General features: G+C 57.1%; 27 protein-coding genes and 2 tRNA genes. 20 read left to right on the top strand and 9 right to left on the bottom strand.

Going from position 1 to position 26,497, the window contains the following annotated elements; genetic code table 11:
* Positions 1-42 precede the first annotated feature (42 nt).
* From AADJ11_RS10695 to AADJ11_RS10675, 5 genes are all read right to left on the bottom strand, one after another.
* The gene (locus AADJ11_RS10695) at positions 43-651 is read right to left on the bottom strand and encodes a YitT family protein (RefSeq protein WP_341234517.1); all 609 of its coding nucleotides are present in this window, start codon (positions 649-651) and stop codon (positions 43-45) included.
* A 137-nt stretch (positions 652-788) separates the two neighbouring features.
* Positions 789-2,003 (bottom strand): NADP-dependent isocitrate dehydrogenase, encoded by a 1,215-nt coding sequence (locus AADJ11_RS10690; protein WP_341234516.1) that lies wholly within the window; start codon positions 2,001-2,003, stop codon positions 789-791.
* 91 nt (positions 2,004-2,094) lie between these two features.
* Positions 2,095-2,676, bottom strand: a complete 582-nt coding sequence (locus AADJ11_RS10685; protein WP_341234515.1) for an HD domain-containing protein — start codon at positions 2,674-2,676, stop codon at positions 2,095-2,097.
* Positions 2,673-2,912: a hypothetical protein gene (locus AADJ11_RS10680; RefSeq protein ID WP_341234514.1), complete on the bottom strand. Its 240-nt coding sequence runs from the start codon at positions 2,910-2,912 to the stop codon at positions 2,673-2,675. Before AADJ11_RS10680 ends, AADJ11_RS10685 begins: the two co-directional genes overlap by 4 nt.
* Entirely contained in the window at positions 2,912-3,565 is a 654-nt protein-coding gene (locus tag AADJ11_RS10675) for an alpha/beta hydrolase (RefSeq protein WP_341234513.1), read from the bottom strand. The genes AADJ11_RS10680 and AADJ11_RS10675 overlap by 1 nt, the downstream gene beginning before the upstream one ends.
* A gap of 177 nt (positions 3,566-3,742) precedes the next feature.
* Between AADJ11_RS10675 and AADJ11_RS10670 the strand changes: the two genes are divergently transcribed.
* The 11 genes from AADJ11_RS10670 to AADJ11_RS10620 all read left to right on the top strand — a co-directional run bounded on the left by AADJ11_RS10670 (position 3,743) and on the right by AADJ11_RS10620 (position 12,571).
* A complete protein-coding gene (locus AADJ11_RS10670; RefSeq protein ID WP_341234512.1) occupies positions 3,743-4,204 on the top strand; it encodes an Rrf2 family transcriptional regulator in 462 nt (153 codons plus the stop codon).
* A gap of 96 nt (positions 4,205-4,300) precedes the next feature.
* Entirely contained in the window at positions 4,301-5,368 is a 1,068-nt protein-coding gene (locus AADJ11_RS10665; RefSeq protein ID WP_341234511.1) for an aminotransferase class V-fold PLP-dependent enzyme, read from the top strand.
* A 19-nt stretch (positions 5,369-5,387) separates the two neighbouring features.
* Positions 5,388-6,908, top strand: a complete 1,521-nt coding sequence (sufB, locus tag AADJ11_RS10660) for a Fe-S cluster assembly protein SufB (protein WP_341234510.1) — start codon at positions 5,388-5,390, stop codon at positions 6,906-6,908.
* Positions 6,909-6,913: 5 nt separating this feature from the next.
* Complete coding sequence (locus AADJ11_RS10655; protein WP_341234509.1) at positions 6,914-7,105, top strand: hypothetical protein; 192 nt, start codon at positions 6,914-6,916, stop codon at positions 7,103-7,105.
* A complete protein-coding gene (locus AADJ11_RS10650; protein ID WP_341234508.1) occupies positions 7,095-7,982 on the top strand; it encodes a polysaccharide pyruvyl transferase family protein in 888 nt (295 codons plus the stop codon). The genes AADJ11_RS10655 and AADJ11_RS10650 overlap by 11 nt, the downstream gene beginning before the upstream one ends.
* A 91-nt stretch (positions 7,983-8,073) precedes the next feature.
* Positions 8,074-8,829, top strand: coding sequence for a Fe-S cluster assembly ATPase SufC (gene sufC / locus AADJ11_RS10645; protein ID WP_341234507.1), 756 nt, complete (start codon positions 8,074-8,076; stop codon positions 8,827-8,829).
* Positions 8,829-10,112: a SufD family Fe-S cluster assembly protein gene (locus tag AADJ11_RS10640; RefSeq protein ID WP_341234506.1), complete on the top strand. Its 1,284-nt coding sequence runs from the start codon at positions 8,829-8,831 to the stop codon at positions 10,110-10,112. Before sufC ends, AADJ11_RS10640 begins: the two co-directional genes overlap by 1 nt.
* Positions 10,112-10,597 carry a YIP1 family protein gene (locus AADJ11_RS10635; protein WP_341234505.1) on the top strand — a complete coding sequence of 162 codons (486 nt, stop codon included), beginning with the start codon at positions 10,112-10,114 and terminating at the stop codon, positions 10,595-10,597. Before AADJ11_RS10640 ends, AADJ11_RS10635 begins: the two co-directional genes overlap by 1 nt.
* Positions 10,594-11,172, top strand: coding sequence for a Yip1 family protein (locus AADJ11_RS10630; RefSeq protein ID WP_341234504.1), 579 nt, complete (start codon positions 10,594-10,596; stop codon positions 11,170-11,172). The genes AADJ11_RS10635 and AADJ11_RS10630 overlap by 4 nt, the downstream gene beginning before the upstream one ends.
* A gap of 13 nt (positions 11,173-11,185) precedes the next feature.
* The gene (locus tag AADJ11_RS10625) at positions 11,186-12,406 is read left to right on the top strand and encodes a cysteine desulfurase (protein ID WP_341234503.1); all 1,221 of its coding nucleotides are present in this window, start codon (positions 11,186-11,188) and stop codon (positions 12,404-12,406) included.
* 88 nt (positions 12,407-12,494) lie between these two features.
* Positions 12,495-12,571 (top strand) — tRNA-Arg (locus AADJ11_RS10620).
* Positions 12,572-12,582: 11 nt separating this feature from the next.
* Here AADJ11_RS10620 and AADJ11_RS10615 read toward each other — a convergent pair.
* From AADJ11_RS10615 to AADJ11_RS10600, 4 genes are all read right to left on the bottom strand, one after another.
* A complete protein-coding gene (locus AADJ11_RS10615) occupies positions 12,583-14,847 on the bottom strand; it encodes a response regulator (protein WP_341235007.1) in 2,265 nt (754 codons plus the stop codon).
* Between the two features lie 368 nt (positions 14,848-15,215).
* Positions 15,216-16,295: a dihydropteroate synthase gene (locus AADJ11_RS10610; RefSeq protein WP_341234502.1), complete on the bottom strand. Its 1,080-nt coding sequence runs from the start codon at positions 16,293-16,295 to the stop codon at positions 15,216-15,218.
* Between the two features lie 24 nt (positions 16,296-16,319).
* Complete coding sequence (locus AADJ11_RS10605; RefSeq protein WP_341234501.1) at positions 16,320-17,249, bottom strand: methylenetetrahydrofolate reductase; 930 nt, start codon at positions 17,247-17,249, stop codon at positions 16,320-16,322.
* 43 nt (positions 17,250-17,292) lie between these two features.
* Positions 17,293-17,589 (bottom strand): virulence factor, encoded by a 297-nt coding sequence (locus AADJ11_RS10600; RefSeq protein ID WP_341234500.1) that lies wholly within the window; start codon positions 17,587-17,589, stop codon positions 17,293-17,295.
* A gap of 263 nt (positions 17,590-17,852) precedes the next feature.
* Here AADJ11_RS10600 and AADJ11_RS10595 point away from each other — a divergent pair, with 263 nt between their 5' ends.
* From AADJ11_RS10595 to AADJ11_RS10555, 9 genes are all read left to right on the top strand, one after another.
* On the top strand, positions 17,853-18,968 hold the full coding sequence (locus tag AADJ11_RS10595) for a Ppx/GppA phosphatase family protein (RefSeq protein ID WP_341234499.1): 1,116 nt from the start codon (positions 17,853-17,855) through the stop codon (positions 18,966-18,968).
* On the top strand, positions 18,968-19,792 hold the full coding sequence (locus tag AADJ11_RS10590; protein ID WP_341234498.1) for an RlmE family RNA methyltransferase: 825 nt from the start codon (positions 18,968-18,970) through the stop codon (positions 19,790-19,792). The genes AADJ11_RS10595 and AADJ11_RS10590 overlap by 1 nt, the downstream gene beginning before the upstream one ends.
* Before the next feature lie 237 nt (positions 19,793-20,029).
* Positions 20,030-22,891 carry a monovalent cation/H+ antiporter subunit A gene (locus tag AADJ11_RS10585; RefSeq protein WP_341234497.1) on the top strand — a complete coding sequence of 954 codons (2,862 nt, stop codon included), beginning with the start codon at positions 20,030-20,032 and terminating at the stop codon, positions 22,889-22,891.
* A 1-nt stretch (position 22,892) separates the two neighbouring features.
* Positions 22,893-23,249, top strand: coding sequence for a Na+/H+ antiporter subunit C (locus AADJ11_RS10580; protein ID WP_341234496.1), 357 nt, complete (start codon positions 22,893-22,895; stop codon positions 23,247-23,249).
* Complete coding sequence (locus AADJ11_RS10575; RefSeq protein ID WP_341234495.1) at positions 23,246-24,889, top strand: monovalent cation/H+ antiporter subunit D; 1,644 nt, start codon at positions 23,246-23,248, stop codon at positions 24,887-24,889. Before AADJ11_RS10580 ends, AADJ11_RS10575 begins: the two co-directional genes overlap by 4 nt.
* 1 nt (position 24,890) lies before the next feature.
* Entirely contained in the window at positions 24,891-25,382 is a 492-nt protein-coding gene (locus AADJ11_RS10570; RefSeq protein ID WP_341234494.1) for a Na+/H+ antiporter subunit E, read from the top strand.
* Positions 25,379-25,648, top strand: coding sequence for a K+/H+ antiporter subunit F (locus AADJ11_RS10565; protein ID WP_219580533.1), 270 nt, complete (start codon positions 25,379-25,381; stop codon positions 25,646-25,648). The genes AADJ11_RS10570 and AADJ11_RS10565 overlap by 4 nt, the downstream gene beginning before the upstream one ends.
* On the top strand, positions 25,641-26,003 hold the full coding sequence (locus AADJ11_RS10560; protein WP_341234493.1) for a Na+/H+ antiporter subunit G: 363 nt from the start codon (positions 25,641-25,643) through the stop codon (positions 26,001-26,003). Before AADJ11_RS10565 ends, AADJ11_RS10560 begins: the two co-directional genes overlap by 8 nt.
* Positions 26,004-26,167: 164 nt before the next feature.
* Positions 26,168-26,244 (top strand) — tRNA-Asp (locus AADJ11_RS10555).
* Positions 26,245-26,497: the final 253 nt, after the last annotated feature.

The raw sequence follows: 26,497 nt of genomic DNA, 5'->3' as shown, positions 1-26,497 counted from the left end.
ACGAGAAAGACCAGCCCTTTGGTCGCGCAATTTTAGGGGCATCTAGGCCGCGATATAGCGGTCCCTGCGGTGGTTGAATGTGATGATCAGGTTCAGCACCACGGCCCCCAGTAGCGAATAGATCACGACCGAGGCGGGGAACAGGAACAGGGCCACGGCAAAGATCACAGCATCGGTGATCAGTTGCACCCAGCCCGCCTTAAAACCCGTGGTGTCCTGTACCAGCAGCGCGATGACGCCCAGCCCGCCCAAGGACCCGTTGTGCCGGAACATTGCCAACAGGCCGAGGCCGACCAGCGATCCGAAAATCACAGCGCCCAAGGCAGGATCAAGTCTTTCTATCGTAAAGCCCAAGGGCAACAATGTGGTTACGACGGATAAAAGCGTGACGGAGATCAGGGATTTAATGGTGAATTCCAGCCCAAGCCGTTTGTAGGCGATAAAGTAGAACGGCAGGTTGATCGCAAAAAACACCAAACCAAAGGAATAACCGCTGAGATAGGCGATGATCACGGCCAAACCGGCGGTCTGTCCGGTGATCAACCCGACCGAGGTCAGAACATGCATGCCCAGCCCACATAGAAACACCCCAAGGCTAAGGCCTTGGATATCGTCGGTCAGATTATGGTCGGGGCTTAGCGGCTTTTTCATCCTCTTGAAGTAGGACAGGTATGTTGACCTGTCTAGAGGCGCGCACCAAGATTATGCCGCGTTGCAGCGATACGTCGCGTAAATCTGCAGAACTGCACAAAAAAAGGGCCACACCGGCTGGTGCAGCCCTTACTGGATCAGCCTTTGAGGGCGTTATTCAGGTTCTCGTCTACCTTTTCAAGGAAGCCCATTGTGGTCAGCCAGCCTTGATCGGGGCCGACCAGCAATGCCAGATCCTTGGTCATGAAGCCCGATTCGACCGTATCAACGACCGTCTTTTCCAACGTCTCGGCAAAGCGGATAAGCGCCGCGTTATCGTCCAGCTTGCCGCGATGCTTGAGCCCGCCTGTCCACGCATAGATCGACGCGATGGAGTTGGTCGACGTTTCCTCGCCCTTTTGGTGCTGGCGATAGTGGCGGGTGACGGTGCCGTGGGCGGCCTCGGCCTCTACCGTGTTGCCATCTGGGGTCATCAGAACGGATGTCATCAAGCCAAGCGAGCCGAAACCTTGGGCGACAGTATCGGACTGCACATCGCCATCGTAGTTTTTGCAGGCCCAGACATAGCCGCCGTTCCATTTCATGGCGCAAGCCACCATGTCGTCGATCAAACGATGTTCATATGTGATGCCAGCCGCCTTGAATTTATCAGCGAATTCAGTCTCGTAGATGTGCTGGAACAGCTCAAGAAAACGACCGTCATACTGCTTGAGAATGGTGTTTTTCGTGCTCAGGTACACCGGCCAGCCCAGGTTCAGGCCATAGTTCATCGATGCGCGCGCGAAATCGATGATGGACTTATCAAGGTTATACATCGCCATCACGACGCCCGAATCCGGTGCGTCAAATACTTCACGCTCGATCTCGGTGCCGTCTTCACCGACGAATTTCAACGTCAGCTTGCCTTTGCCGGGGAATTTGAAATCGGTGGCTTTGTACTGATCGCCAAAGGCATGACGGCCCACGACAATCGGCTTGGTCCAACCGGGCACAAGGCGGGGCACGTTTTTGCAAATGATCGGCTGGCGGAAAATCACGCCGCCCAGAATGTTGCGGATTGTCCCGTTGGGGGAGCGCCACATCTCTTTCAGGCCAAATTCTTCGACGCGCGCCTCGTCCGGAGTGATGGTCGCGCATTTGACGCCGACGCCATATTCCTTGATCGCATGGGCGGCATCAATGGTGATCTGGTCGTTGGTCTCGTCGCGGACCTCCATCCCCAGATCGTAATATTTCAGATCGATGTCGAGATAGGGCAGGATCAGCTTTTTCTTGATGAAATCCCAGATGATGCGGGTCATTTCATCGCCGTCGAGTTCGACAATCGGGTTGTCCACCTTGATCTTGGTCATGGGTGTTCGGTTCCTTTGGGGTTGGCTATCGATGGCTGGTCTATCAACATTGGTGTGTGCAGCATCAGGGTAAAAGTAAAGTAAATCAGATTTATGTATGTGCGGCAAACCACGCAGAAACGCGGGTACGGACAAAGCGCCACAGCCCCGGCGCGCCTGCTTTGATCTTGGTGCCGACTTTTTCGATGAACTGGTCCTCGGTCACGTTGTATTCAATCCAGCTGCCGCCACCAGCGGCTAGGTTCTGAATGGGGGGCTGAAAGCGGTCAAGGGATTTGGCAAACCGCGCGGTCGGGGTTTGGTTGGCTTCAAACTCCTCCCAAGTTGCGCGCAGATCGGTGCCCAAGTCGTTGGGAAGAAGGCCGAATATACGATCCGCCGCGGCTTGCTCCTGCGCTTCCATATTCGAGATGTCGTGGGAGCCAAAGATCGGGTTGTCGCCCGCGTCGATCTCCACAAGATCATGCAGGATCAGCATCTTGATCACACGGGTGATGTCCACGTCCGGTCCGGCCTGATCGGCCAGCACCAAGGCGTAGAGCGTCAAATGCCAGCTGTGTTCGGCGGAATTTTCAGATCGTGACGCATCACAGAGCAATGTTCCGCGCATGACCGACTTGAGCTTGTCCGCCTCGTTTAGAAAGGCGATTTGCTGCTCAAGTCGTTCTGTCATGGTCGGGGGGTCCTTGCTTGGTGGGCGGCCAGTGTCTTTTGCAGAAAGGCACGGCCCTGTTCTGTCGCCATGTGGGTGCGAATGGCTGTCAAAAACGCCTCTTCCATGGTCTGGGAGGACGCCCCGAGAACGGAAGCGACCTCCATAAACAGGCGCTCGTTTCCGATCTCGCGCTGAACGGACAGACAATCTTCGGCCAGTTGATTGGCCATGTCTGTGACGTTCTGCTCTGCCATTATCGTGTTGTCTCGGTCAGACGGCGCTTGACGTAATCTGTCGTCGACGTGATCAGCGTATCCATATGCGGCTCTTCAAAGAAGTGGCCGGCACCCTCGATCTCTTGGTGGGTGATGGTGATGCCTTTTTGCTCGTGCAGCTTGTTGACCAGATTAACCGTATCCGCAGGCGGTGCGACGCGGTCAGCCGTGCCATTGATCACCAAGCCCGACGCCGGGCAGGGTGCAAGAAAGCTGAAGTCATACATATTGGCAGGCGGTGCGACCGAGATGAAGCCGGTGATTTCGGGGCGGCGCATCAAAAGCTGCATGCCAATCCAAGCGCCGAACGAGAAACCCGCAACCCAGCAATGCTTGGAGTTGTTGTTCATCGATTGCAGGTAATCCAGCGCAGACGCGGCATCGGACAATTCGCCGATCCCCTGGTCATATTCGCCCTGGCTGCGGCCAACGCCGCGGAAATTGAACCGAAGAACGGTAAAGCCCATGTTATAAAATGCGTAGTGCAGATTATACACGACCTTGTGGTTCATGTTGCCGCCGAACTGTGGGTGCGGGTGCAATAGAATGGCAATCGGCGCGTCGCGCTCTTTTTGTGGGTGGTAGCGGCCTTCGAGGCGGCCTTCGGGTCCGGGAAAAATAACCTCGGGCATGGGCATCCCTGCTTTGGGTCCTAAAGGTGCAGCGGTATAGTTGACGAATTCGCTAAGCTACCTTAGAACGGTTCTAACTTGTTTGATCCCAGCGTTTCTGGGTGTCAGGCATTGCACTTAGGCATTTCAGGCGTCGCCGTCAATCAAACAGGCGATTTTGACAAAGGGATCATTGCGATGAAGCTGTCAACCAAAGGACGGTATGCCATGGTGGCACTGACCGATATAGCGTTGCAACCCGGTGGGGCATTGGTGTCCTTGGGCGATATCGCCGAGCGGCAGTCGATCTCTCTGCCCTATCTTGAGCAGCTTTTTGTAAAGCTGCGCCGGGCCGGGCTGGTGTCATCTGTGCGGGGTCCGGGGGGCGGATACCGCCTTGGCCGGCCGGCATCCGACATTCGGGTGGCCGATATTCTGGTAGCCGTCGATGAAAAGGTCGACGCCATGCATGTGGGCGCGGGCGCGTCGGGTGGATCGTCGGGCAGCCGCGCGCAATCGCTGACCAACCGTTTGTGGGAGGGGCTAAGCGCGCAAGTCTATGTTTTCTTGCACCAAACACGTTTGTCCGACGTGGTGGCCAACGAGCTGGCCCCATGCCCCGCGGTGCCGAACCTGTTTGCCGTCGTGGACGAGGAATGAAATTAAAGGCCGCGCAAGCGCGATTCCTTTTTTGATAGAAGATGAGGGACGCTGTCCCTCAAACTCCCTGGGATTTAGGACCATTTGGAAGCTGCTGTGAGAGTGTATCTGGATCATAACGCGACCACGCCTTTGCGGGCCGAAGCGCGGGCTGCGATGATTGCCGCGATGGATGTCGTCGGCAATCCGTCCAGTGTGCATTCCGAAGGCCGCGCGGCCAAGATGCTGGTGGAACGCGCGCGCGCGCAGGTGGCGCAATTGGTTGGCTGTAAAACCACGCAGGTGATCTTTACCAGCAGTGCGACCGAGGCGGCGGCTTTGGCGGTTGCTCAGAAGGGGCGGCATGGCGGTGTTTTCGGCGCGTTGGCGACCGAGCATGATTGTTTGGGCGTCTGGAGCGAGGTTGGCATTGATCTGGCGTCTGGCGATGTTGCGGGGGCCGGTTTGGTCGCGATTTCAGCGGCGAATAGCGAGACGGGGATATTGGGCGATGCGGGCCGGGTGATTGGCAGCACGCCGCAGTATTCGACCCTGTGTGACATTACGCAATTGGCGGGCAAAATGCCTGTGCGCTATCAGGACGAGACGCCATCCTATGCGATTTTATCGGCCCATAAGATGGGCGGGCCAAAGGGTGTCGGTGCCTTGATCAACTTTACCGCCAATGACCCCGAGCCGATTTTGCGGGGCGGTGGTCAAGAAATGAACCGCCGGTCGGGGACAGAAAATATCATCGGGATCGCGGGTTTCGGGGCGGCGGCAGAGGCTGCGGGCCGGGATGTTGATACTGGACGTTGGGACGCGGTCGCGGCCCTTAGAAATAATCTGGAGCAGGCTATTGCGGCGGCGTCGGAGCAGACTATTTTTGTAGGCAAGGACCTGCCGCGCTTGCCGAACACGACCTGCATGTTGACCCCCGGTTGGAAGGGCGAAACGCAGGTGATGCAGATGGATTTGGCGGGGTTTGCAGTTTCGGCAGGATCAGCCTGTTCGAGCGGTAAGGTAAAAGCCAGCAAGGTCTTGCAAGCCATGGGATATAATGACACCGACGCCGCAAGTGCGATCCGTGTGTCATTGGGCCTGGAGACAACACAAGAAGATGTGCAGCGCTTTGCAGAAGCCTGGGCAATGAAATTCGAGAAACATCAGATGCGGGCGGCGTGATGCCCGAAGCGAGAGGAATATGAGCTTGGACACGACAATTGTAAAAGAAGGCGTCGATCAAGAGACAGTTGATGCGGTACGCGAAGTTGGCGGTGCCTATAAGCACGGCTGGTCCACTGATATCGAGATGGATTATGCGCCTCTGGGCTTGAACACCGATATCGTCAAGCTGATCTCGGAGAAGAACGAAGAGCCCGAATGGATGACGCAGTGGCGTCTGGACGCCTACGCTGTCTGGCTGACCAAGGAAGAGCCTGACTGGGCGATGGTTGATTATCCCAAGATCGATTTCCAGAACCAGTATTACTATGCGCGGCCCAAATCGATGGCGGTTAAGCCGAAGTCATTGGATGATGTCGACCCCAAGCTGCTGGCCACCTATAAAAAGCTGGGTATCCCGTTGAAAGAGCAAGCGCTTTTGGCGGGTGTTGAAGGCGCGGAAGAGCTGACAGATGCGCCGCGCAAAGTGGCTGTGGATGCGGTGTTTGATTCCGTTTCCGTTGGCACGACCTTTCAAAAAGAGCTGAAGGCCGCTGGCGTTATCTTTTGTTCGATTTCCGAGGCGATCCGCGATCACCCTGAGCTGGTGAAGAAATACCTTGGCTCGGTCGTGCCGGTGAATGACAACTTTTATGCAACGTTGAACTCGGCCGTGTTTTCCGACGGGTCGTTTGTTTATGTCCCACCGGGTGTGCGCTGCCCGATGGAACTGTCCACCTATTTCCGCATCAACGCGGAAAACACCGGGCAGTTTGAACGCACGCTGATCATCGCCGACAAGGGGTCTTATGTGTCCTATCTTGAGGGCTGCACCGCGCCGCAACGCGACGAGAGCCAGCTGCACGCTGCCGTGGTCGAGATCATCATCGAAGAAGATGCCGAAGTGAAATATTCGACCGTTCAGAACTGGTATCCCGGTGATGAAAACGGCAAGGGCGGGATCTATAACTTTGTCACCAAGCGCGCCGATTGCCGTGGTGATCGGGCCAAGGTGATGTGGACGCAGGTCGAAACCGGGTCTGCGGTGACGTGGAAATACCCGTCGTGCATCCTGCGTGGTGACGATAGCCAGGGCGAGTTTTACTCAATCGCCATCGCCAACAACATGCAACAGGCCGATACCGGCACCAAGATGATCCATCTGGGCAAGCGCACCAAGTCGCGCATTGTGTCCAAGGGGATTTCTGCCGGTAAAGCACAGAACACCTATCGCGGGCTGGTATCCATGCACCCTAAGGCCAAGGAATCGCGCAACTATACCCAATGTGACAGCTTGCTGATCGGGTCCGATTGCGGGGCGCACACTGTGCCTTATATCGAGGTCAAGAATAACAGCAGCCGGGTCGAGCACGAGGCGACCACATCCAAGGTGGACGACGATCAGCTGTTCTATTGCCGCTCGCGCGGGATGGACGAGGAAGAAGCCGTGGCGCTGGTGGTAAACGGGTTCTGTAAGGACGTGTTGCAAGCCCTGCCGATGGAATTCGCGATGGAAGCCCAAGCGCTTGTGGCGATCTCCCTCGAAGGTTCGGTTGGGTAAGCCAGATGATGCGTAAACTGACATGGGACGTGGCAATCGCCGCTGTGGTGTTTTGGGTGTTGATCACGTTGTTCAGAGCGGGTGGCATTTCGATCGAGGCGTTTAAATCGACGCTTCCTTCGGTGCTGATCTTTGCGATGATCTATGCCGCGATCCGTGTCGCTTTGGTGGTTTGGCGCAAGGGGAATGACGAATGATCCTGATTGCTACGCAAACCATCCAAGGGCGCATGATGACGGTCTTAGGCACGGCGGTGCGGCTGGTCTGATGAACGCTGTGGTCGATACCAACCCTTTGTCCCTGCAGTGGTGGAAGGCGGTCCCGAATTTCGGGGACGCGATCAGCCCTGTGGTTGTGGCCCATGTGTCGGGCCGCAAGGTGGTGCATGCAGGTGTCCACAAGGCCGAACTGTGGGGCATTGGGTCACTTTTGCAGGTGGTCAAGCGGGCCTATACCGCCAAAAAGGACACGCGCCCGGTGGTATGGGGCACGGGCCTTTTGCATGCGGTGAATGGCACCGAGTTTACCAAACATGTAGATATCGCGCTGCTGCGCGGCCCGATCACCGCCGCTTTGCTGAATATTGAAATGTCACGCTTTGGCGATCCGGGGCTGGTGATCAGCGATGTTTGGCCACGCGACCGCGCGCCCAATGGCAAGATCGGGATCGTGCCGCATCATTCGCTGATCGATGATCCGGCGTTGGCCGCGTTGCTGGACAGTGATCCGAAATACCAGCTGATCGACCCGCGGGGCGACGCGCAAGACGTCTGCGCTGCCATCGCGGCTTGCAATCATATCTTTGCGTCGTCTTTGCATGGGCTGATCGTGGCCGATGCCTATGGCGTCCCAAACACGTGGCTTGCCCCTGTGGGCCAGTCGCGCCTGAAATACCTAGATTATGCTGCCGCCGTCGGGCGCGCCATGCCGGCCCCCGTGATGATCAAAGACATTCCGATGATTGATCTGCCAAAACCGGATGCAGCACTGTCTTATCAAGCGGGCATTGATGCCTGCAAATTTGACGTTTATGCAAGTTTTCCCAAGGTGTTACGCGCCGGAGGTGATGCATGAGCCACCCAAACGAAAGCACCGCCATCGCGGGCTTTTCATTCACCCTATTCACTGTCATTGCAGCGCAAAAGCGCAAGAAAAGGAGCCTCCCATGCTGAGCATCAAAGGCCTGAAGGTCAAACTCGAAGACGAAGACAAGCAAATCCTTAAAGGTGTCGATCTGGAGATCGAAGCCGGTAAGGTACACGCGATTATGGGTCCTAACGGCTCTGGTAAATCGACGCTGTCCTATGTGCTGTCCGGCAAAGACGGCTACGAAGTGACAGGCGGTTCTGCCAGCCTTGAAGGTGTTGATTTGCTGGAAATGGACCCCGAAGAACGCGCCGCTGCCGGCCTGTTCTTGGCATTCCAATACCCCGTTGAAATCCCCGGTGTGGGCAACATGACCTTTTTGCGCACCGCTGTGAACGCACAGCGCAAGGCGCGTGGCGAAGAAGAAATGTCGGCGGCTGAGTTCCTCAAAGTCGTGCGTGCCCGTGCGAAAGAACTGAAGATCGACGCAGATATGCTGAAACGTCCGGTCAATGTCGGCTTCTCGGGCGGCGAGAAAAAGCGCAATGAAATCCTGCAGATGGCCATGCTTGAGCCAAAGATGTGCATCTTGGATGAAACCGATTCCGGTCTGGACGTCGACGCGATGAAACTGGTCGCCGAAGGCGTGAACGCGCTGCGCACCGAAGGGCGCGGTTTCTTGGTCATCACCCACTACCAACGTCTACTGGACCACATCAAACCGGATGTCGTACACATCATGGCAGATGGCCGGATCATCAAAACCGGTGGTCCTGAACTGGCGCTGGAAGTCGAAAACAACGGATATGCGGATATCCTTGCCGAGGTGGCGTAATGGCCGAAGCAGCTGTAAAACAAACCCCGACCGACGCGATGATTGCGACGCTCGACATGCCCCAAGGCGGGTGGTCGGACGCTGCACGTCGTGATGCGCTGGCGCGGGTACAGGCCATGGGCCTGCCCGGGCGGCGCGACGAATATTGGAAATACACGCGGCCAGATACGCTTGTTCAGGCGCAGGCGGTTCCTGCTGCGCTGCGCGACAGCGACGACACAGTGTTGTTTGGTGATGTGGATCGGTTGAAAGTCGTGTTCGTGGATGGTGTTTTTGACGCCGAAGCATCCGATGATCTGGCGCTCGAAGGGATCACGATCGAACGCCTTGCCGAAGCGACATCTGATCTGCATTGGGCGCGTGACCTCTATGGCGTGCTGGAAAACAACGGTCAGAACCCTGTACCGCGCCCCTTGGCCGCGCTGAACACGGCCTTTGCCGCTGATGGTGTGTTGATCCATGTGACGGGCAAGCCGTCCAAGCCGGTGAACATCATCTATCGTCGCACATCGACCACAGCCGACGCGATGCTGCACCACTGCATCAAGCTGGACGCCGGGGCCGAGATGACCTTACTGGAAAATGGTCCGGTCGCCGCGCGCTTCAACGGTGTGCTTGAGGTTGAAGTCGCTGACAAAGCCGCATTCCACCACGTGCGCGCTCAAGGTCGCGATCATGAACAACGTGCCGCCACGCATATCTTCGCGCGTCTTGGTACGGAATCGACTTTCAAGTCCTTTACCCTGACCGCCAATGGCGTGATGACCCGCAATGACTGCGTGATTGAACTGACCGGCGATGATGCGGCGGCCCATGTGGCCGGTGCCTGCGTCGGCGATGGCGGTGATTTCCACCATGACGACACGATCTTTATCACCCATGACGCCGTGAATTGCGAAAGCCGTCAGGTGTTCAAAAAGGTGCTGCGCAACGGGGCCACGGGCGTGTTCCAAGGCAAGATTTTGGTCAAAGCTGGTGCGCAAAAGACCGATGGCTATCAGATCAGCCAGTCGTTGCTGTTGGATGAAGACAGCCAGTTCCTCGCCAAGCCCGAGCTTGAGATTTACGCCGATGATGTGGCGTGTTCGCACGGCTCGACCTCGGGTGCGATTGACGAGGACGCGTTGTTTTACCTGCGTTCGCGTGGGGTACCGCATAGCACGGCGACCGATCTGCTGACCTTGGCATTCCTGGCCGAAGCGGTGTTGGAAGTCGAAGATGAAGCCCTGCGTGAAGAGGTCACAGGTCGCCTTGCATCGTGGCTTGAGCGGCACGCAGCCTGATGACGGCAACGCGCGACATCGTTGTCAGTTATCGCAACCCAGTGGCCGTGATTTCGCGGCTGCTGGGGCAGGGCACCCGAGAAGATCGTAACCTGATCTATCTGATGGTGGCCTGCCTGATCTTTTTCGTCGCGCAAACACCGCGCCTTGCCCGCGAGGCGTTTATTGACGGCACAGAGCTGAACATGCTGCTGGGGGCCGCGCTGATGGCGTGGCTCTTTATCGCGCCGCTTTTGCTATATGGCTTGGCGGCGGTGACCTATCTGGTGCTAAAGCTACTGCGCGGCAATCCAACCGGCTATTCCACCCGACTGGCGTTGTTTTGGGCGCTGTTGGCCTCCAGCCCTTTGGTCTTGCTGCATGGGCTGACGGCGGGGTTCATCGGACCCGGCATAGAATTGCAGCTCGTCGGCCTGATCTGGCTTTGCGTATTTTTGTGGTTTTGGATCAGTGGTTTGCGGGTCGCATATGGACAATCAAAATGAATCTATCTGATCTGCGCTTTTATCTGGCCGAACTGATTGTTCTATCGGTGCGCGAACCGCGCAAGGCGGCAGAACAGATTATGGGCTGGCACCTGAGCCGCGACATATTGTGGACGGGCCTCGCATTGGCGGCCGCGGTCAACACCTTGGTCTTTTCGCTGAGTGTTTTGCTGCAACCCTCCGCAGCGATGCCGATGTTTTTCGCCAGCCCCCTGGCGATTTTTCTGTTGCTGGCAGGTGTCTTGGTCATCACCGTTCACGGGCTGTACTGGACCGGGCGCGCCATTGGCGGCACGGGCGGACTAAGCGACGTTCTGTCGGTCATCCTGTTTTTGCAATTTCTTAGAATACTTGCGCAAATCATAATCTTCGTGGTGATGTTTGTGGCCCCAAGCCTGTCGTTCCTGTTGTCGGTGGTGACAGGCATTCTGGGGATCTGGATTTTGGCAAATTTCATCGCCGCCGCCCACAGGTTTGATAGTTTGGCCCGCGCAGTGGGAACCTTGCTGATTTCCATGGCCGTGATCGTGCTGGGGCTTAGCTTTCTTTTGTCCATAATCGGCATCTTCGCCTAAGGAGTAGCGCCAAATGTATGACGTCAACAAAATCCGCAGCGACTTTCCGATCCTGTCACGCACGGTGAATGACAAACCGCTGGTGTATCTGGACAACGGTGCATCCGCGCAAAAGCCGCAGGTGGTGATTGACGCGATCAGCCATGCCTATAGCCACGAATATTCCAATGTTCACCGTGGCTTGCACTATCTTTCTAATCTAGCGACTGACAATTACGAATCCGTGCGCGGCACCATCGCCAAGTTTCTGAACGCGGCAGATGAGGACGAAATCGTGTTCAATTCGGGCACGACCGAAGGCATCAATCTGGTGGCGTATGGCTGGGCCATGCCCAATTTCCAACCGGGTGATGAGATTATCCTAAGCGTCATGGAACATCACGCCAATATCGTGCCATGGCATTTCCTGCGTGAACGTCAGGGCGTGGTGATCAAATGGGTCGATGTGGATGCCACAGGCGCGCTGGACCCGCAGGCCGTGCTGGACGCGATCACACCCAAGACCAGGCTGATTGCAGTGACCCATGTGTCAAACGTGCTGGGCACGGTCGTGGACATCAAAGCCATCACCGCGGGCGCCCATGCCAAGGGCGTGCCGGTTCTGGTCGACGGGTCCCAAGCTGCCGTGCATATGCCGGTGGATGTGCAGGATCTTGACTGTGATTTCTATGCGATCACCGGTCACAAGCTTTATGGCCCGTCCGGGTCCGGTGCTATCTATATCAAGAAATCCCGCATGGCGCAGATGCGCCCGTTTATGGGCGGCGGCGATATGATCCGCGAAGTCACCAAAGAAGATGTGATCTATAACGACGCTCCGATGAAGTTCGAGGCGGGCACCCCCGGCATCGTCCAGACCATCGGCCTTGGCGTTGCGCTTGATTACATGATGGGCGTCGGGATGGAGAACATTGCCGCCCACGAGGCCAGCCTGCGCGACTATACGGTGAAACGTCTGGCAGGTTTGAACTGGGTTCAGGTGCAGGGCACAACGCCCGACAAGGCCGCGATTTTCAGCTTTACGCTGGACGGGGCAGGGCATGCCCACGACATATCGACCATTCTGGATAAAAAGGGCGTTGCCGTGCGCGCTGGCCAGCATTGCTGTGGTCCGCTGATGCAACATCTGGGCCAAACCGCCACCTGCCGCGCGTCCTTTGGCATGTATAATACCGAAGCCGAGGTCGACACGCTGATCGAGGCGCTAGAACTGGCGCACGACTTGTTCGCGTGATGACGCAAGGGTTTCAGGTCAACGGGTTTGAATCGGCTTGATTTTGTAATTGCAGGGGGCGGCGTGCCTAGCTATACCGCCCCTAGACGGACCCATAGCTCAGCTGGATAGAGCGCTGCCCTCCGAAGGCAGAGGTCGCTGGTTCGAATCCAGCTGGGTTCACCATTTTCCCGATATTATGCGCGATCTGCCTTTTCGGGCCCTTGTTTGCTAAGCATCGACAGCCCCTTATTGACCGCGCGCACCAAGTCGTCTCGCCGAACAGGTTTCATAAGCCGGATATCTTCAGGTCTGAGGCCATTGCCGTGGACTGTCGCCTCGCTCGCGTAGCCTGACATGAACACGACGGGGAGGTCGGGACGTAATTTTCGCAGTGCTTTTGCAAGAGTTGTTCCCTGTAACTCCCCGGGCATGACGATATCTGTCAGCAGCAAATCGATCTTTGGCTCAGACGTGAAAATCTTGAATGCAGCGTCACCCGAGGTCGCTTGAACAACGCGATAGCCAAGTTTCGTCAGTGTCGTCTGAAGGGCCGTCAAGACGTCTGAATTATCCTCAACCAACAAGATGGTCGGGCCGCTTTCTGCATCGATATGAACGACTGGGTCTTGAGGTGCCGAAACGTTGGCTTTTGCAACCTCGGAGGCCCTGAAATACAGCTTGAACGTGGTTCCAACCTCCAATTCAGAGTAGACGCGAACCATGCCTTTGGATTGCGTCATGAACCCTTCAATCATCGAGAGCCCCAATCCAGATCCTGAACCAACAGGCTTGGTTGTGAAAAAGGGCTCGAAGACGTGTTTCAGGTTTTCGGTTGAGATGCCTTCGCCAGTATCACTGATGGCGACAAGCACATATTGACCGGGCTCGACCTCTTCATCGCGCAATTCCACATAGTCATCATCAATGATGACATTCGTCGTCTCAATCGTCAGGTTTCCGCCGTCTGGCATCGCGTCACGGGCATTCAAAACAAGGTTCAGAATACCAGCTTCAGCAGAGCTTGCATCGATCTCGGTTTCCCAAAGCCCGTCCAGAAGGGAGGTTTTGACGTCAATGTTTGAAGGTATAGTCCGCCCGATCCAGTTTTTCATGTTTCGGATAAGGCTATTGAGATCGACCGTTGTGGGTTCCAGCTGGGCCTTCCTTGCAAAGCTCAGCATGTTTCGCGTCAATTCAGCGCCCCGCAACGTCGAGGTGATGCTGTTGTTCAAAAGCTCCTTTTGATCCGCATCGGTAATCTCATCTTGAAGCAGCTCAAGATTTCCCAAGGTCACGGCGAGAAGATTGTTAAAATCATGCGCAACACCGCCGGTTAGATTTCCAATGGCGTCCATTTTTTGACTTTTGAAAAGCTGCTCTTGGAGGCGTTTTGTGTCAGTGATGTCTTGGCCAACGACCTCGTAAAGGTCGCACTCTTCATCTGATGCGTTGATCGGTGAGAAGATTTTTCGGAGGGTGCGAATTTCCCCGTCGGGCATCACATACCGCAGCTCGCTGATGGCAGATTGCATTCCGTAAACGGTGTCCCGATCTGCAATGGCTTTCTGGCGGTCGTCTGGGTGAACGATCTTTCCGATCATATCGTCATCAATATCAAGCGACAAAAGGTCGTCGACCTTCAGCCCGTGCATTTTTGCATAGGCTTCATCGCAGTCCACAATCTTACCTGTTTTTCTATTGGAAACACCGTAGCCAAGCCCGGCAAGCTCAGCCGAATGGGCGATCTGCGAGTTCGTCCGGCTGAGCTGTTCATCTTTTTGTGCGATGCTTTTTATGATGTCGCTGCTTGACCTAAGCAGCGTGCCCCAATTGAAAACGTTTTGTTTCAAGTATTCTGAAAACCGCGTTGGAGAGATCACGTAGAAGGTCAAAATTGCCATACTATACGCGGTCGCGGTCAACAGCTTGCCTGTCAGGCCGCCCGCGACCATTGCAATGACCTCTTTCGAGGTGCCGAAAGCGATAAGAGGAAACGCAATGCCATCTAGGCAAAGAATTGCAATGAATACGATGAGATAGGCGATCAATCCCAGAATTGGCGACTGTGTGGCCCGCTTTATCAGCTCAAAGACATAAAGCATGATGCCCAATGCCAGAACGATCAAAGTGCCACCTAAAATGATGAACGGTATTGATGTTGCAAACAACGCGGCAGATGTACCATGCGGGTTGAGCGTGTCCGGAGAGGACAGGGTATCTGCGACCACAAACATTAGTAGTATGTTGAATACATTCACCGCAACGACGAGGAAAACGATCCGTCGCAATACGAATATGTCGCGCTCTACCAGCACGAATAAAACCGAGGTCATCATGAGGGCGCCATATGCGAGGTTCCCGCCGCTGACGACAATTCCGTCGGCGATAGGCAAGGAATACAAGTTCCCCAAAAACCCACCAATGACCAAGATGATCGATAGATAGGCGTAGAAGAACACTGCGCGATATGGCTTGGGTAAGAACGTTATTACCAACGCAAACCCAGAGAATAAGCACACGTGTATTGCAAATGGGAAAATCAAATTGCTTCCTATCGTTTGACTAGGCCACCAACTCTATCACAAGTTATGTGCGATCAGCTATAGGTAGAGCATTTGATGATTTAGGGTGTGTTTCAAGGGTATTTGGCTTTTGAGATATGCCGTAACGGTTAAGTTTTCGTTAAGCTTCTTTTGGCTCAAGTGTTTTAAACCACGGATTATTCGCGCATCGCGGCCCGACATAATATGCGGGTACCCTCAATGAAAAACCCCTGAAAGACTATCGTCCATCAGGGGCTTTCTAAATCAAATCATCGAGCGGAACCTTACCCCCGACGGCGCCCGCCGACACGACCTGCGCGGCCGCGGCCTTCTTGGCCGGCTTTGGGGGCGACTTTGTTGAACTTGATCCATGCGGTGCCATTCGGATCGCGGTCATAAAGGAAGTTGGCGGCGCGGATGGCCTCCATTTCCTTGCCGGGGGTCGCCTTGGTGGACCCCAGACCGAACAGCGTCACGAATGTTTCGTCGTCGATATCTTCGGGCAGGATGATGCCAGCGGCCATGATCAACGCTTTGTGCTCCGCGATTTTGGTCTGGTTCACGGGCAGGGCGATCGGGTTCATGATCGCCGATGTCATGCCCGCGCCCATGGCCATTGGCAGGAACGCGTTGTTGATGCCGTGACGGTTGGGCAGGCCAAAGCTGATGTTGGACGCGCCGCAGGTGGTGTTGACGCCCAGTTCCTCGCGCAGGCGGCGCACAAGGGTGAACACTTGATGGCCTGCGGTCGCCATGGCACCGATGGGCATGACCAGCGGGTCAACCACGATGTCATGGGCGGGAATGCCGAAATCAGCAGCGCGCTCCACGATCTTTTTGGCGACGTTGAACCGCACATCGGGGTCTTCGGAAATGCCGGTGTCATCGTTCGAGATCGCGACGACCGGCACGTTGTATTTCTTGACCAGCGGCAGCACCAGCTCAAGGCGCTCTTCCTCGCCGGTGACGGAGTTCAACAGCGGGCGCCCTTCGGCAGCGGCCAGACCGTTTTCCAGCGCACCGGGAACCGAGCTGTCGATGCACAGCGGAATGTCGACCACGCGCTGCACCACTTCGATCAGCTGGCGCATCAACGTGGGTTCGACAAAGTTGTTATCCGCATAGCGGGGGTCTTCGGCCATCTTATTCGAGAACACAGCGCCCGAGTTCACATCGAGGATATTCGCACCGGCAGCGGCCTGCGCAATCGCGTCCGCCTCGACACGGCTGAAATCGTCGCGCTCCAGCTCTTCGGCCAGGATCTTGCGGCCGGTGGGGTTAATGCGCTCTCCAATAACGCAGAAGGGCTCGTCAAAGCCGATGATCGCTGTTTTGGTTTTGGATTCGACGACGGTTCTGGTCATGGTTCTTCTTTCAGTTAAACGCGTTCAGACGGCGCTGGCAGGTCGGGCAGAAGCCCCGCCGTTTTCAATGGCCCAATTCGCATTCGTCTTGATCCCGCCCAGCGGAAAGAAATGCACATTGGTGATGTTAAAGTCGGGGTTGGCGGCCTTGTGAGCGGCCAGTTCGGTGATCACGTCCGTCGGCTCGTAAGGAAGCAGCAGTTTGGTCACGTCCATCGCGCGCTTTTGCAGCACTTTCAGGGACGGGCCAACACCGCAGGCGATGGCGAATTTGATCAGGGTTTGCAGCTTGGCCGGACCTGCGATGCCGATATGGATCGGCAGATCGATACCTGCCTCTTTCAGGCTGTCCGCCCATTCGATGATCGGCTGGGCCTCGAACGCGAATTGCGTGGCGATGGCCATTTTTGCGTCGGTCCGTTCAGAGAACCCCTGTTTCCAGCGCAGCGCATCATCGACGCGCAGACGGGTGCCGTCTGTGTCGATGTCACGGTTACCTTCGGGGTGGCCTGCGACATGCAGCCGTTCAAACCCGTGTTTGTCAAACAGGCCCGTGTCCATCAACTGCATTGAATCGCTGAAATCACCGTGGGGTGTGGTGACGCCACCGGCCAGCAGCAACGCCTGTTTCACGTCAGCCTCGCCTTGATACATGGAGATCCAGTTTTCCAGCGTCGCCTTGTCCTTGATGATCCGCGCGGGCATGTGCGGCATGACCTTGAAGCCATCAGCGTTCAGGCGCGCAGCGGTGGCGACCATGTCTTCTATGGGGGTGCCTTCGATATGGGCGATATAGACACGGGTGCCTGCGGGCAGCAGATCGCGGAAATTCTCTACCTTCTCGGCGGTGCGGGGCATCACCTCGATGGAATAATCCTGCAAGAACGCCTCGACCGCCGGGTTGGGCATGTCGGGGGCAGGGGCTTCTTTGCGTCGAAAGTTGAGAAGGGCCATGAGCGTGTCTTTCATGAAAGGGATCAACGGGGGGACATCGGGGCTAGGCCCATCCGTCTTTGGCAATCAGCGCCTTGATGCGGTCGCGGTCGTATTCGGCGTCAATGCGGGCGGCTTCGGCGTCAGCGACGGCATCGGGATCGCCCTCGACAGTATAGGGGGCTGCCTTGCGCCATTCGGCCAGATAGTCATCTGACCCGTCGGCACCGATCTTCATTGCGGCACGGTCAATCGCTTGTTCAAACCGTTCGGGCAATGCCCGTTTCGATCCGCGACGGCCCTTGCCAACAATCACTTGGGCAGGAATATCACGCCAATAGACGATGGTTACTTCTGGCATGGTCGATTCCTTTGACTGCACTAGCGTTTTTCTAGCGGTTGTTGATCTGTCCACGTCGCCGTTTTTCGACACTCAAAACGGCGTCTGCGACGTCATTACAGTACACAGGGCAGCCCCAAGGGGCGAGGGGCGTGCGCCCTCATAATTCTCAAGATGGTTGTGAGGTAGATTGCATAAAGCGGCGTTCACGTCGGCGTTTCCCGCTTGCCCCTAGCCCCAAGAAACACTACCTTCAGGGCAACTCGTAATGAAAGGCGCAAACCATGGCGCCACAGCGTCCCAAAGGTGCGGGCGCGCTCGATACACCGCCGGCTCTGAGCCCCGCGCCAGTTCCGCCCAGATCGACCGAACTCTATGCGGCCCTTGATCTGGGCACAAATAGTTGTCGCATGTTGATCGCTCAACCCAAGGGGAGCGGTTTCCATGTCGTCGACAGTTTCTCGAAGTCCGTCCAGCTTGGGGCGGGGCTTGAGAAGACCGGGCGATTGTCGCGCGGATCGATGACGCGCACCATTCAGGCATTGCGTATCTGTCAGCAGAAACTACGCCGTAACAAGGTGCGCCGGATGCGTCTGGTCGCGACCGAGGCGTGCCGTCGTGCCAGCAACGGCGCGGAATTCATGGCGCGTATCCAGCGTGAAACCGGCCTCAAGCTTGATATCATCAAACCCGAGGAAGAAGCCCAATTGGCCGTGATCTCTTGCGCGCCTTTGGTGAACCGGAAAACCCATAACCTGCTGGTGGTCGATATCGGCGGCGGGTCGACCGAACTCGTCTGGATTGACATCTCGAAAGTGCCCAAAGCCGATCGCGCGCGGTCGATCATGCGGTTGCACGGCGGGTTTCATCAGGCCAAGACCAATGTCCCCGAGGCCCGCGTGGTCGATTGGATCAGTGTCCCCTTGGGCGTGGCCACCTTGCGTGACCAGTTTTCTGACGTCGAAGACGACGCCGCGCGTTTCGCGCTGATGAGCTGGTTCTTTGAGGAAAACCTGACCGACTTTACCCCCTATCAATCCACGCAATCGCAAGACCATTTTCAGATTGTCGGCACATCAGGCACGGTCACCACTGTCGCTGCCAGCCATTTGGGGCTAAAGCGCTATGACCGGACCAAGGTTGACGGGTTGCGGATGAGCAGTGCCCAGATCGACAAGGTGATCCATTCCTATCTGGCGATGGGGCCGGGGGGGCGACGTGCCGACCCGCGTATTGGCCAAGACCGACAGGCGTTAATCATGTCAGGGGCTGCGATCTTGCAGGCCTTGATGCGGTGCTGGCCGACAAATAGATTAAGTGTTGCAGACCGTGGTCTGCGCGAGGGGCTGCTATACGCCCAGATGAGCGCGGATGGCGTTTTGGAAGAAGGACCAAGCTGATGGTTAAAACACCAACGGGCAAGACCCCGACAGGCAAGACGCCAACCGGTAAAACGCCAACGGGCAATACCTCGGGCGGCAAAACCCCAACCGGCAAGAACACATCAGGGCGCGGACAGCGCGACCTGAAGGTCAAGGTAAAGTCGGCGCGCGGGCGCAAGCTGAGCTCGACCCGGTGGTTGCAGCGTCAGTTGAATGACCCATACGTGAAACGTGCCAATGCCGAAGGGTATCGTGGCCGCGCCGCCTATAAGATTATGGAGCTGGATGATAGATTCCGGTTTCTGGTGCCCGGTGCGCGCATCGTGGATTTGGGGGCTGCCCCCGGTGGCTGGTGTCAGGTCGCGGTAAAACGCTGCAATGTGCTGGGCGAGAAAAAGGGCAAAAACGTCGGCACCATTCTGGGCATCGACCTGCAAGAGATGGAACCGATTGCGGGCTGCGAACTCCACGTCCTTGATTTCATGGAAGACGACGCCGACCAAATCGTTAAGGATTGGTTGGGCGGTAAGGCCGATGTGGTGATGTCCGACATGGCGGCGTCCAGTTCGGGGCATAAACAAACCGACCACAACCGCATCATTGCCCTATGCGAGGCCGCGGCTTATTTCGCATTCGATGTGCTGGAAGAGGGCGGCACCTTTGTGGCCAAGGTTCTGGCCGGTGGGGCCGAAGGTGATCTGCAAAAGTTGCTCAAACGCCGCTTTACCAAAGTGCTGAACATCAAGCCGCCCGCAAGCCGTCAGGACAGTTCCGAGAAATTCGTGGTCGCCACGGGCTTTAAGGGGCAGTTGCCCGAGGATGAGGACGATGCTCAACGGTGATGCGCCCAAGGTCGCGGTGGGGTGGTAAAATCCACGCCGCCGCCTGATTTTTGCACCAAGCAGTCCCATTGCCCCTTTAATTCGCAAGCCGTTACCCTATCTCGGATTATCGGCTGTTTGATGCACGATGGACGTCGCGTATAAGCTACATAAAAATCGTCGAAAAAACGACGATTTGGTCGGAAAACTGTCAATTAGGGCTGGTTGTTTTGCCCCCCCTCGCTGATAATTGCGGCCATGTCTTTATTTTTGATCATTGCCCTCCCGTTTCTTGGCGCATTGCTGCCCGGTCTGATGATTCAGGCTGGTCGCCAAAGCTGCTTTATCATGACATTTCTGGTGACGGCCTCGGCCTTGATCGGGCTTGCGACCCACGCCCCCGCCGTTCTGGCCGGCGAGGTGGTGACCGCGCAGCTGAACTGGCTGCCGTCGCTGGGTCTGAACGTCAATCTGTTCCTTGATCCCTTGGGGCTGATGTTTGCGGGGCTGATCCTGGGGATTGGTCTGCTGATCATCACCTACGCGCGGTTCTATCTGTCGCGTGATGATAATATGGGCGAATTCTATACCTACCTGCTGCTGTTCCAGGGCGCGATGGTCGGCATCGTTCTGTCTGACAATATACTGATGTTGTTGGTTTTCTGGGAGCTCACCTCGCTGTCGTCCTTTCTGTTGATCGGGTTTTGGAAACATACGGCTGATGGGCGCCAAGGCGCGCGGATGGCGCTGACTGTCACGGGCATGGGTGGTCTGGCGTTGATCGGCGGCATGCTTTTGCTGGGGCAGATCGCGGGCAGTTATGATCTGACCACTATTCTGGAAAACCGCGAGCTGATCCAAGCCTCGCCTCTGTATGTGCCCGCGCTGATCCTGATCTTGGTCGGGTGTTTCACAAAATCCGCGCAGTTCCCGTTCCACTTTTGGTTGCCTCACGCGATGGCGGCCCCGACGCCAGTGTCGGCCTATCTGCATTCGGCCACCATGGTTAAGGCTGGCCTGTTCCTGATGGCGCGGCTGTGGCCGGTTCTGTCTGGTACGGATCTTTGGGTGATTTTGGTCTGCTCTGCCGGTCTGATCACAATGGTGTTGGGCGCGGTGATTGCTTTGTTCAAGGATGACCTGAAGGCGCTGCTGGCGTTTTCGACCGTGTCACATCTGGGGCTAATCACGTTCCTTTTGGGGACGGGAACCGCCTTTGGCGCGATGGCAGCGGTGTTCCACATCCTGAACCACGCGAGCTTCAAGGCGGCCTTGTTTATGACGGCAGGCATTGTCGATCACGCGGTGCACACCCGCGACATGAAACGGCTGGGGGGCTTGCGCCGCCTGATGCCGCTGACTTTTGCCGTAGCGACGATTGCGGCACTGTCGATGGCGGGGATTCCGCTGCTCAACGGCTTCCTATCCAAGGAAATGATGCTGGAAGAGGCGTATCACACAACGCTGTTCGGTTCGCCCTATCTGGTGGCTGCGGTGGCGACGTTGGGCGCGTTGTTCTCGGCGGGGTATAGTTTTCGCTTTGTCGCCCATACGTTTTTGGGCCCGGTGCGCGATGATTATCCTTACACGCCCCATGATCCGCAGGTCGGTCTGCTGCTGCCACCTGCGTTACTGATCATTCCGGTGATCCTGATCGGTGTCGCGCCGTTTCTGGCCGAACCTTTCGTAAAAATCGTGACCCAAGCGGTGATCGGAAACGCCGCCGTCGTCCCTGATGCGCATTTCAAAATCTGGCACGGGTTGGTGCCTGCGCTGTGGATGTCGGTAATCGCCGTCGTCGGTGGCCTGATCCTGCTGGCGGCATTTGCACCGTTGGCAAAACTTTGGGCCGCCACACCGCGCCCCGAGGCCAAGGATATCTTTGACCGGATCATCGCGGCAGCTGTATCGCTTGCCTATGTGGTTGCGGAGCGTTTGCACAACAATTCCTTTACCCGCTATGCCGCGATTTTCACTGCGACGGTGATTGCCATCGGCGCACATGCGTGGTTCACGGGGGTGAATGCGGCCCCGACGCGTGACATGCTGGCGATCACGCCGGTTGGCTTTGCGGGCTGGTTGATGCTGATCCTTGCGACAGCGTTCTTGGTCACTGTCCACCATAACCGTCTGGCCACGCTGATCTTGATGGGCGTGATCGGGTTGATGGTGTCGGTCGGGTTTAACTATTTCTCGGCGCCCGATCTGGCGCTTACGCAAATCTCGGTCGAGGTGGTGACGATTGTGTTGCTGCTGCTGGCGCTGAACTTTTTGCCCAACGTGACGCCGGTGGAATCGACTGCGGGGCAGCGCACCCGCGATATCATACTGGCGCTGGCGGGGGGCGTCGCGGCCATGGGGCTGACCTATGCGATGCTGATGTCCGATTTCCCGATCACGTCGATCTCTGAATACCACTTGGCCAATTCCTATAAGGGCGGCGGCGGTACCAATGTGGTGAACGTGATCCTCGTTGATTTCCGTGGCTTTGATACTTTTGGTGAAATCATCGTGCTGGGGATCGCCGCGCTGGTGATCTATGCGCTGACCGAAACCTTGCTGGCGGGGCCTGTGCGCGCGCGCCTGCTGAACCGTGGATACGAAGAAGCCCGCGCGGGCGATGCACACCCGCTGATGATGGTTGTGCTGACCCGCGTGTTGATGCCGCTGGTTTTGATGGTTGGCGTCTTTATCTTTTTGCGCGGTCATAACGAACCCGGTGGCGGCTTTATCGCCGGTCTGGTCGTCGCGATTGCGGTGCTGATGCAGTACATGGCCAGCGGGTTCAGCTGGGCGGACCGCCGCCAGCGCTATCCCTATCACGGGATCATCGGGGCAGGGGTGCTATGTGCAGGCCTGACTGGCATCGGCGCATGGTTCGCAGGCGCACCATTCCTGTCCTCGGCCTTTGGCTACTTCCGCATCCCTCCGATGGAGGAGTTCGAGCTGGCCACCGCCATGGGCTTTGACCTCGGGGTGTTCCTGGCCGTTGTCGGTGCGGTGATGCTGTCGCTGGAAAGCTTCTCGCGGCTGGGACGTCGCGCCGGAATCGAAGAAAGCGATTATGCCATGGATATCGACCCGTCCCGTACCGAAACAGTAACGGGAGGGGAGAGCTGATATGGAGCTTCTTGTTGCCACAGCCATCGGCGCTTTGACCGCTGCGGGTATCTATATGATCCTGCGTTTGCGTACCTTCCCGGTGATCATCGGCACATCGTTGCTAAGCTATGCGGTGAACGTGTTTCTGTTCGCCTCGGGCCGGTTGGCGTTGAACGCGCCGCCCGTTTTGCGCGACGGGGTCGAGGTCTATACCGATCCGCTGCCCCAAGCGCTTGTGCTGACGGCGATTGTGATTTCGTTCGGCATGACGGCGGTGATCGTGATGATCGCGGTCGGGTCTTACCTAAGCTCGGACGATGATATGGTGAACGACCCCGATGCCCACGCGGATCAAGCCAAGGAGGACGCGGCATGACCCATTGGCTGATTCTTCCTATCTTGGTGCCAGCCATGTTGGCGGCGCTGCTGGTTCTGGTGGCGCGGTATCACCTGACGATCCAACGGGTCTTCTCGGTTGCCGGATCACTGGTGTTGCTCGCCCTGGCGCTTGGGCTGTTCTGGCAGGCATCAGATGGCACCGTAAGTTTGTATTTGCTAGGCAATTGGTCGGCACCGTTTGGCATCGTGTTGGTCGCGGACCGTCTGTCGACCTTGATGGTGCTGCTGACCTGTGTGCTGGCCTTGCCGGTGTTGCTATATGCCATCGGGTCGGGCTGGGACCAACGCGGGCAGCATTTTCACCCGCTGTTCCAGTTTCAGCTTATGGGTATCATCGGGGCTTTTCTGACCGGCGATATGTTTAACCTTTTCGTGTTTTTCGAGGTTCTGTTGATCGCATCCTACGGGTTGATGATCCACGGCGGCGGGTCACGGCGGCTGCGGGCAGGGACGCAATATGTGCTTTACAACCTGCTGGGGTCGACCCTGTTCCTGTTTGCGCTTGGCTTGCTGTACGCCGAGACAGGCACGCTGAATATGGCCGATCTGGCCGTGCGTGTGGAAACGCTGGATGCGGCCAATAGCGCCGGTATCCGCGTGGCTGCCGTGTTGTTGCTGATGGTCTTTGCGGTCAAGGCGGCGATCCTGCCGCTGCATTTCTGGCTGCCTGCCAGCTATTCCGAGGCACCGGCGCCTGTTGCCGCGCTGTTCGCGATCATGACAAAGGTCGGTGCCTATTGCATCATCCGTGTGTTCACGCTGGTCTTCCCCCCTGATCTTGAGATTACCCAAGGCCTGTTTGATCAGTGGTTGATCCCGGCGGCGTTGCTGACGGTGGCATTGGGTATGGTGGGTGTACTGGGGGCCAAGGGCGTTGGCCGTTTGGTCGCCTTTTCCGTTATCGGGTCCATGGGGATGTTGCTGTCCGGCGTTGCGGTGTTCACGCCAACGGGTGTGACGGCGGCGCTGTATTACGCGATCCATTCCACCTTTGCGGCCGCTGCGCTGTTCTTGTTGGTTGATGTGATCCGGTCGCGCCGCGGCGACGCTGGCAGCAGCTTTGACGTGGCCCCGCCGATTGTGGGCGGTGCGTTGGTGGCTGGCATGTTCTTTGTCGCTGCAATCGGCATGACCGGCCTACCACCGCTGTCGGGTTTTGTTGGCAAGCTGCTGATCTTGGATGCGGCGCGGTCCTCTGACCTGATGTGGTGGATTTGGGGCACCATCCTGATCGGGTCGCTGGTCGCCATCGTCGGATTTTCCCGCGCGGGCAGCATCGTGTTCTGGAAGGCGCATCAGCCCGTCGATACGCCACCCGAAGAAACGGCAGAGCCCGAGCCGCAGACAACATCGGTACTGCCCATGGTATCCATCGGCGGATTGTTGGCGTTGCTGGTGGCCATCACGGTCGGGGCAGGGCCGGTCACCCGCGTGCTGTCGGACACGTCAGAGCAGCTGTTCAATCCCGAAAGCTATATCGCGGTGGTGCTGACCACGCCGGGCAAAGTGATCAAGGACTACCACGGTGAAGAAGATCACGGTGCCGACAGCCATGGCGATGACGGGTCACATGGGTCTGACACCGTAGCCCCCGCAGCCACGAAAAAGGATAACTGATATGCGCGCACGTCTGTTTCCGCATCCCCTGTTGACCGTATTGCTGGCCATCGTCTGGTGCGTCTTGGTCAACGAGGTCAAACTGGGCACCGTGGTGTTCGGCATCATCCTTGGCCTGCTGATCCCCATTGTCACCGCCGCCTATTGGCCCGACCGCCCGCCGGTCGGGCGGCCCATCAAACTGCTGTCCTATCTGGTGCTGGTGATGTGGGATATCCTTGTCGCCAATGTTGTCGTGGCGATGATCGTGCTGTTCAAAAGCAACAAAAACATGCGTCCTCACTGGGTGGTCATCCCGCTTGACCTGCGCACCCCCGAAGCGATTACAATGCTGGCAGGCACCATCACGCTGACACCGGGCACCGTCAGCGCCGACCTGTCCGAAGATGGCAAAGCGCTGCTGGTTCATGCGTTGGATGCCGAAGACCCGGACGCGGTGCGCGATGACATCAAACAGCGCTACGAGCGCCGACTAAAGGAGATTTTCGAATGATCCTGATGGCTTTGAACTTTGCATTTGTCGCGGTGGCCCTGTCACAGCTTTTGGCGATGCTGCGCCTTGTCAAAGGCCCCTCGACCGGGGACCGCATTCTGGCGCTGGATACGATGGTGATCAACGCAATCGCGATGATCATCCTGCTGGGCATGCGCCTTGGCACACAGGTATATTTTGAAAGCGCGATGATCATTGCGATGTTGGGCTTTGTGTCCACCGTCGCCATCGCGCGCTTTGTCTTGCGGGGTGATATCATTGAATGATCTTGGCATAATAACCGAAGTAATCGTCGCCGCATTGCTGGTGATTGGCGCGTTCTTTACGCTGGTGGGGTCCATCGGGCTGATCAAGCTCGACAATTGCATGTCGCGGCTGCACGGCCCGACCAAGGCATCGACCTTGGGGGTAGGGGCGCTGCTGATGGCCTCGGTGGTCTATTCCTTTCAGTCCTCCGACGGGTCGGTACATGAAATCCTGGTGATGGCGTTCCTGTTCGCCACAGCGCCCATTTCGGGCAACTTTATCGCCAAGGTGAACATGCACCGCCTGCGCAGCAACAAAGAGGCGCTACCGCCACCGCCCAAAGACCATGTCTGGGGCACATACTCCGAAAAATAATCCACGGCCCGCAGCGAAATCTGCGGGCTTTTTTCTGCGCTGTCGGGGGCAATGAAATTATTTTCACCAAAACCCGATATCTGGTTAAAACCCCGCTTGACGGGGGCAGGGCCAGACCCTATGACCACCCAACGCTTTGAAGTTTACGACAAAGCGTGCAGTGGGCGGTTGTAGCTCAGTTGGTTAGAGTACCGGCCTGTCACGCCGGGGGTCGCGGGTTCGAGTCCCGTCAACCGCGCCACCGCTGCATTTTTCAAAACATGCGCAGTCAGTTCATCCCCAACCGGGGGTGCTGACCGCGTGCGTTTTATGCTTTTGCCGTCCGCCGCAATGGCCCGCGCGGCGGCATAAATATATTCCTGACATATCGACGCGTTAATCACTTGACCCCTGCGCGCCCTTGGCCTATTCCGCCCCCATCGCGCGGTTGTAGCTCAGCTGGTTAGAGTACCGGCCTGTCACGCCGGGGGTCGCGGGTTCGAGCCCCGTCAACC

The organism is uncultured Sulfitobacter sp., from assembly GCF_964021855.1.
In the GTDB taxonomy this organism is placed as follows: Bacteria; Pseudomonadota; Alphaproteobacteria; order Rhodobacterales; family Rhodobacteraceae; genus Sulfitobacter.
This window is presented reverse-complemented; position numbering and strand designations above follow the sequence as displayed.

Coding starts and splice junctions, on each gene's coding strand:
- AADJ11_RS10670 (WP_341234512.1), top strand. CDS start 3,743: ATGAAGCTGTCAACCAAAGGACGGTATGCCATGGTGGCACTGACCGAT.
- AADJ11_RS10635 (WP_341234505.1), top strand. CDS start 10,112: ATGACGGCAACGCGCGACATCGTTGTCAGTTATCGCAACCCAGTGGCC.
- AADJ11_RS10655 (WP_341234509.1), top strand. CDS start 6,914: ATGATGCGTAAACTGACATGGGACGTGGCAATCGCCGCTGTGGTGTTT.
- AADJ11_RS10640 (WP_341234506.1), top strand. CDS start 8,829: ATGGCCGAAGCAGCTGTAAAACAAACCCCGACCGACGCGATGATTGCG.
- AADJ11_RS10600 (WP_341234500.1), bottom strand. CDS start 17,589: ATGCCAGAAGTAACCATCGTCTATTGGCGTGATATTCCTGCCCAAGTG.
- AADJ11_RS10570 (WP_341234494.1), top strand. CDS start 24,891: ATGCGCGCACGTCTGTTTCCGCATCCCCTGTTGACCGTATTGCTGGCC.
- AADJ11_RS10590 (WP_341234498.1), top strand. CDS start 18,968: ATGGTTAAAACACCAACGGGCAAGACCCCGACAGGCAAGACGCCAACC.
- sufC (WP_341234507.1), top strand. CDS start 8,074: ATGCTGAGCATCAAAGGCCTGAAGGTCAAACTCGAAGACGAAGACAAG.
- AADJ11_RS10585 (WP_341234497.1), top strand. CDS start 20,030: ATGTCTTTATTTTTGATCATTGCCCTCCCGTTTCTTGGCGCATTGCTG.
- AADJ11_RS10605 (WP_341234501.1), bottom strand. CDS start 17,249: ATGGCCCTTCTCAACTTTCGACGCAAAGAAGCCCCTGCCCCCGACATG.
- AADJ11_RS10565 (WP_219580533.1), top strand. CDS start 25,379: ATGATCCTGATGGCTTTGAACTTTGCATTTGTCGCGGTGGCCCTGTCA.
- sufB (WP_341234510.1), top strand. CDS start 5,388: ATGAGCTTGGACACGACAATTGTAAAAGAAGGCGTCGATCAAGAGACA.
- AADJ11_RS10685 (WP_341234515.1), bottom strand. CDS start 2,676: ATGACAGAACGACTTGAGCAGCAAATCGCCTTTCTAAACGAGGCGGAC.
- AADJ11_RS10580 (WP_341234496.1), top strand. CDS start 22,893: ATGGAGCTTCTTGTTGCCACAGCCATCGGCGCTTTGACCGCTGCGGGT.
- AADJ11_RS10680 (WP_341234514.1), bottom strand. CDS start 2,912: ATGGCAGAGCAGAACGTCACAGACATGGCCAATCAACTGGCCGAAGAT.
- AADJ11_RS10690 (WP_341234516.1), bottom strand. CDS start 2,003: ATGACCAAGATCAAGGTGGACAACCCGATTGTCGAACTCGACGGCGAT.
- AADJ11_RS10650 (WP_341234508.1), top strand. CDS start 7,095: ATGACGAATGATCCTGATTGCTACGCAAACCATCCAAGGGCGCATGAT.
- AADJ11_RS10625 (WP_341234503.1), top strand. CDS start 11,186: ATGTATGACGTCAACAAAATCCGCAGCGACTTTCCGATCCTGTCACGC.
- AADJ11_RS10675 (WP_341234513.1), bottom strand. CDS start 3,565: ATGCCCGAGGTTATTTTTCCCGGACCCGAAGGCCGCCTCGAAGGCCGC.
- AADJ11_RS10610 (WP_341234502.1), bottom strand. CDS start 16,295: ATGACCAGAACCGTCGTCGAATCCAAAACCAAAACAGCGATCATCGGC.
- AADJ11_RS10630 (WP_341234504.1), top strand. CDS start 10,594: ATGAATCTATCTGATCTGCGCTTTTATCTGGCCGAACTGATTGTTCTA.
- AADJ11_RS10695 (WP_341234517.1), bottom strand. CDS start 651: ATGAAAAAGCCGCTAAGCCCCGACCATAATCTGACCGACGATATCCAA.
- AADJ11_RS10595 (WP_341234499.1), top strand. CDS start 17,853: ATGGCGCCACAGCGTCCCAAAGGTGCGGGCGCGCTCGATACACCGCCG.
- AADJ11_RS10575 (WP_341234495.1), top strand. CDS start 23,246: ATGACCCATTGGCTGATTCTTCCTATCTTGGTGCCAGCCATGTTGGCG.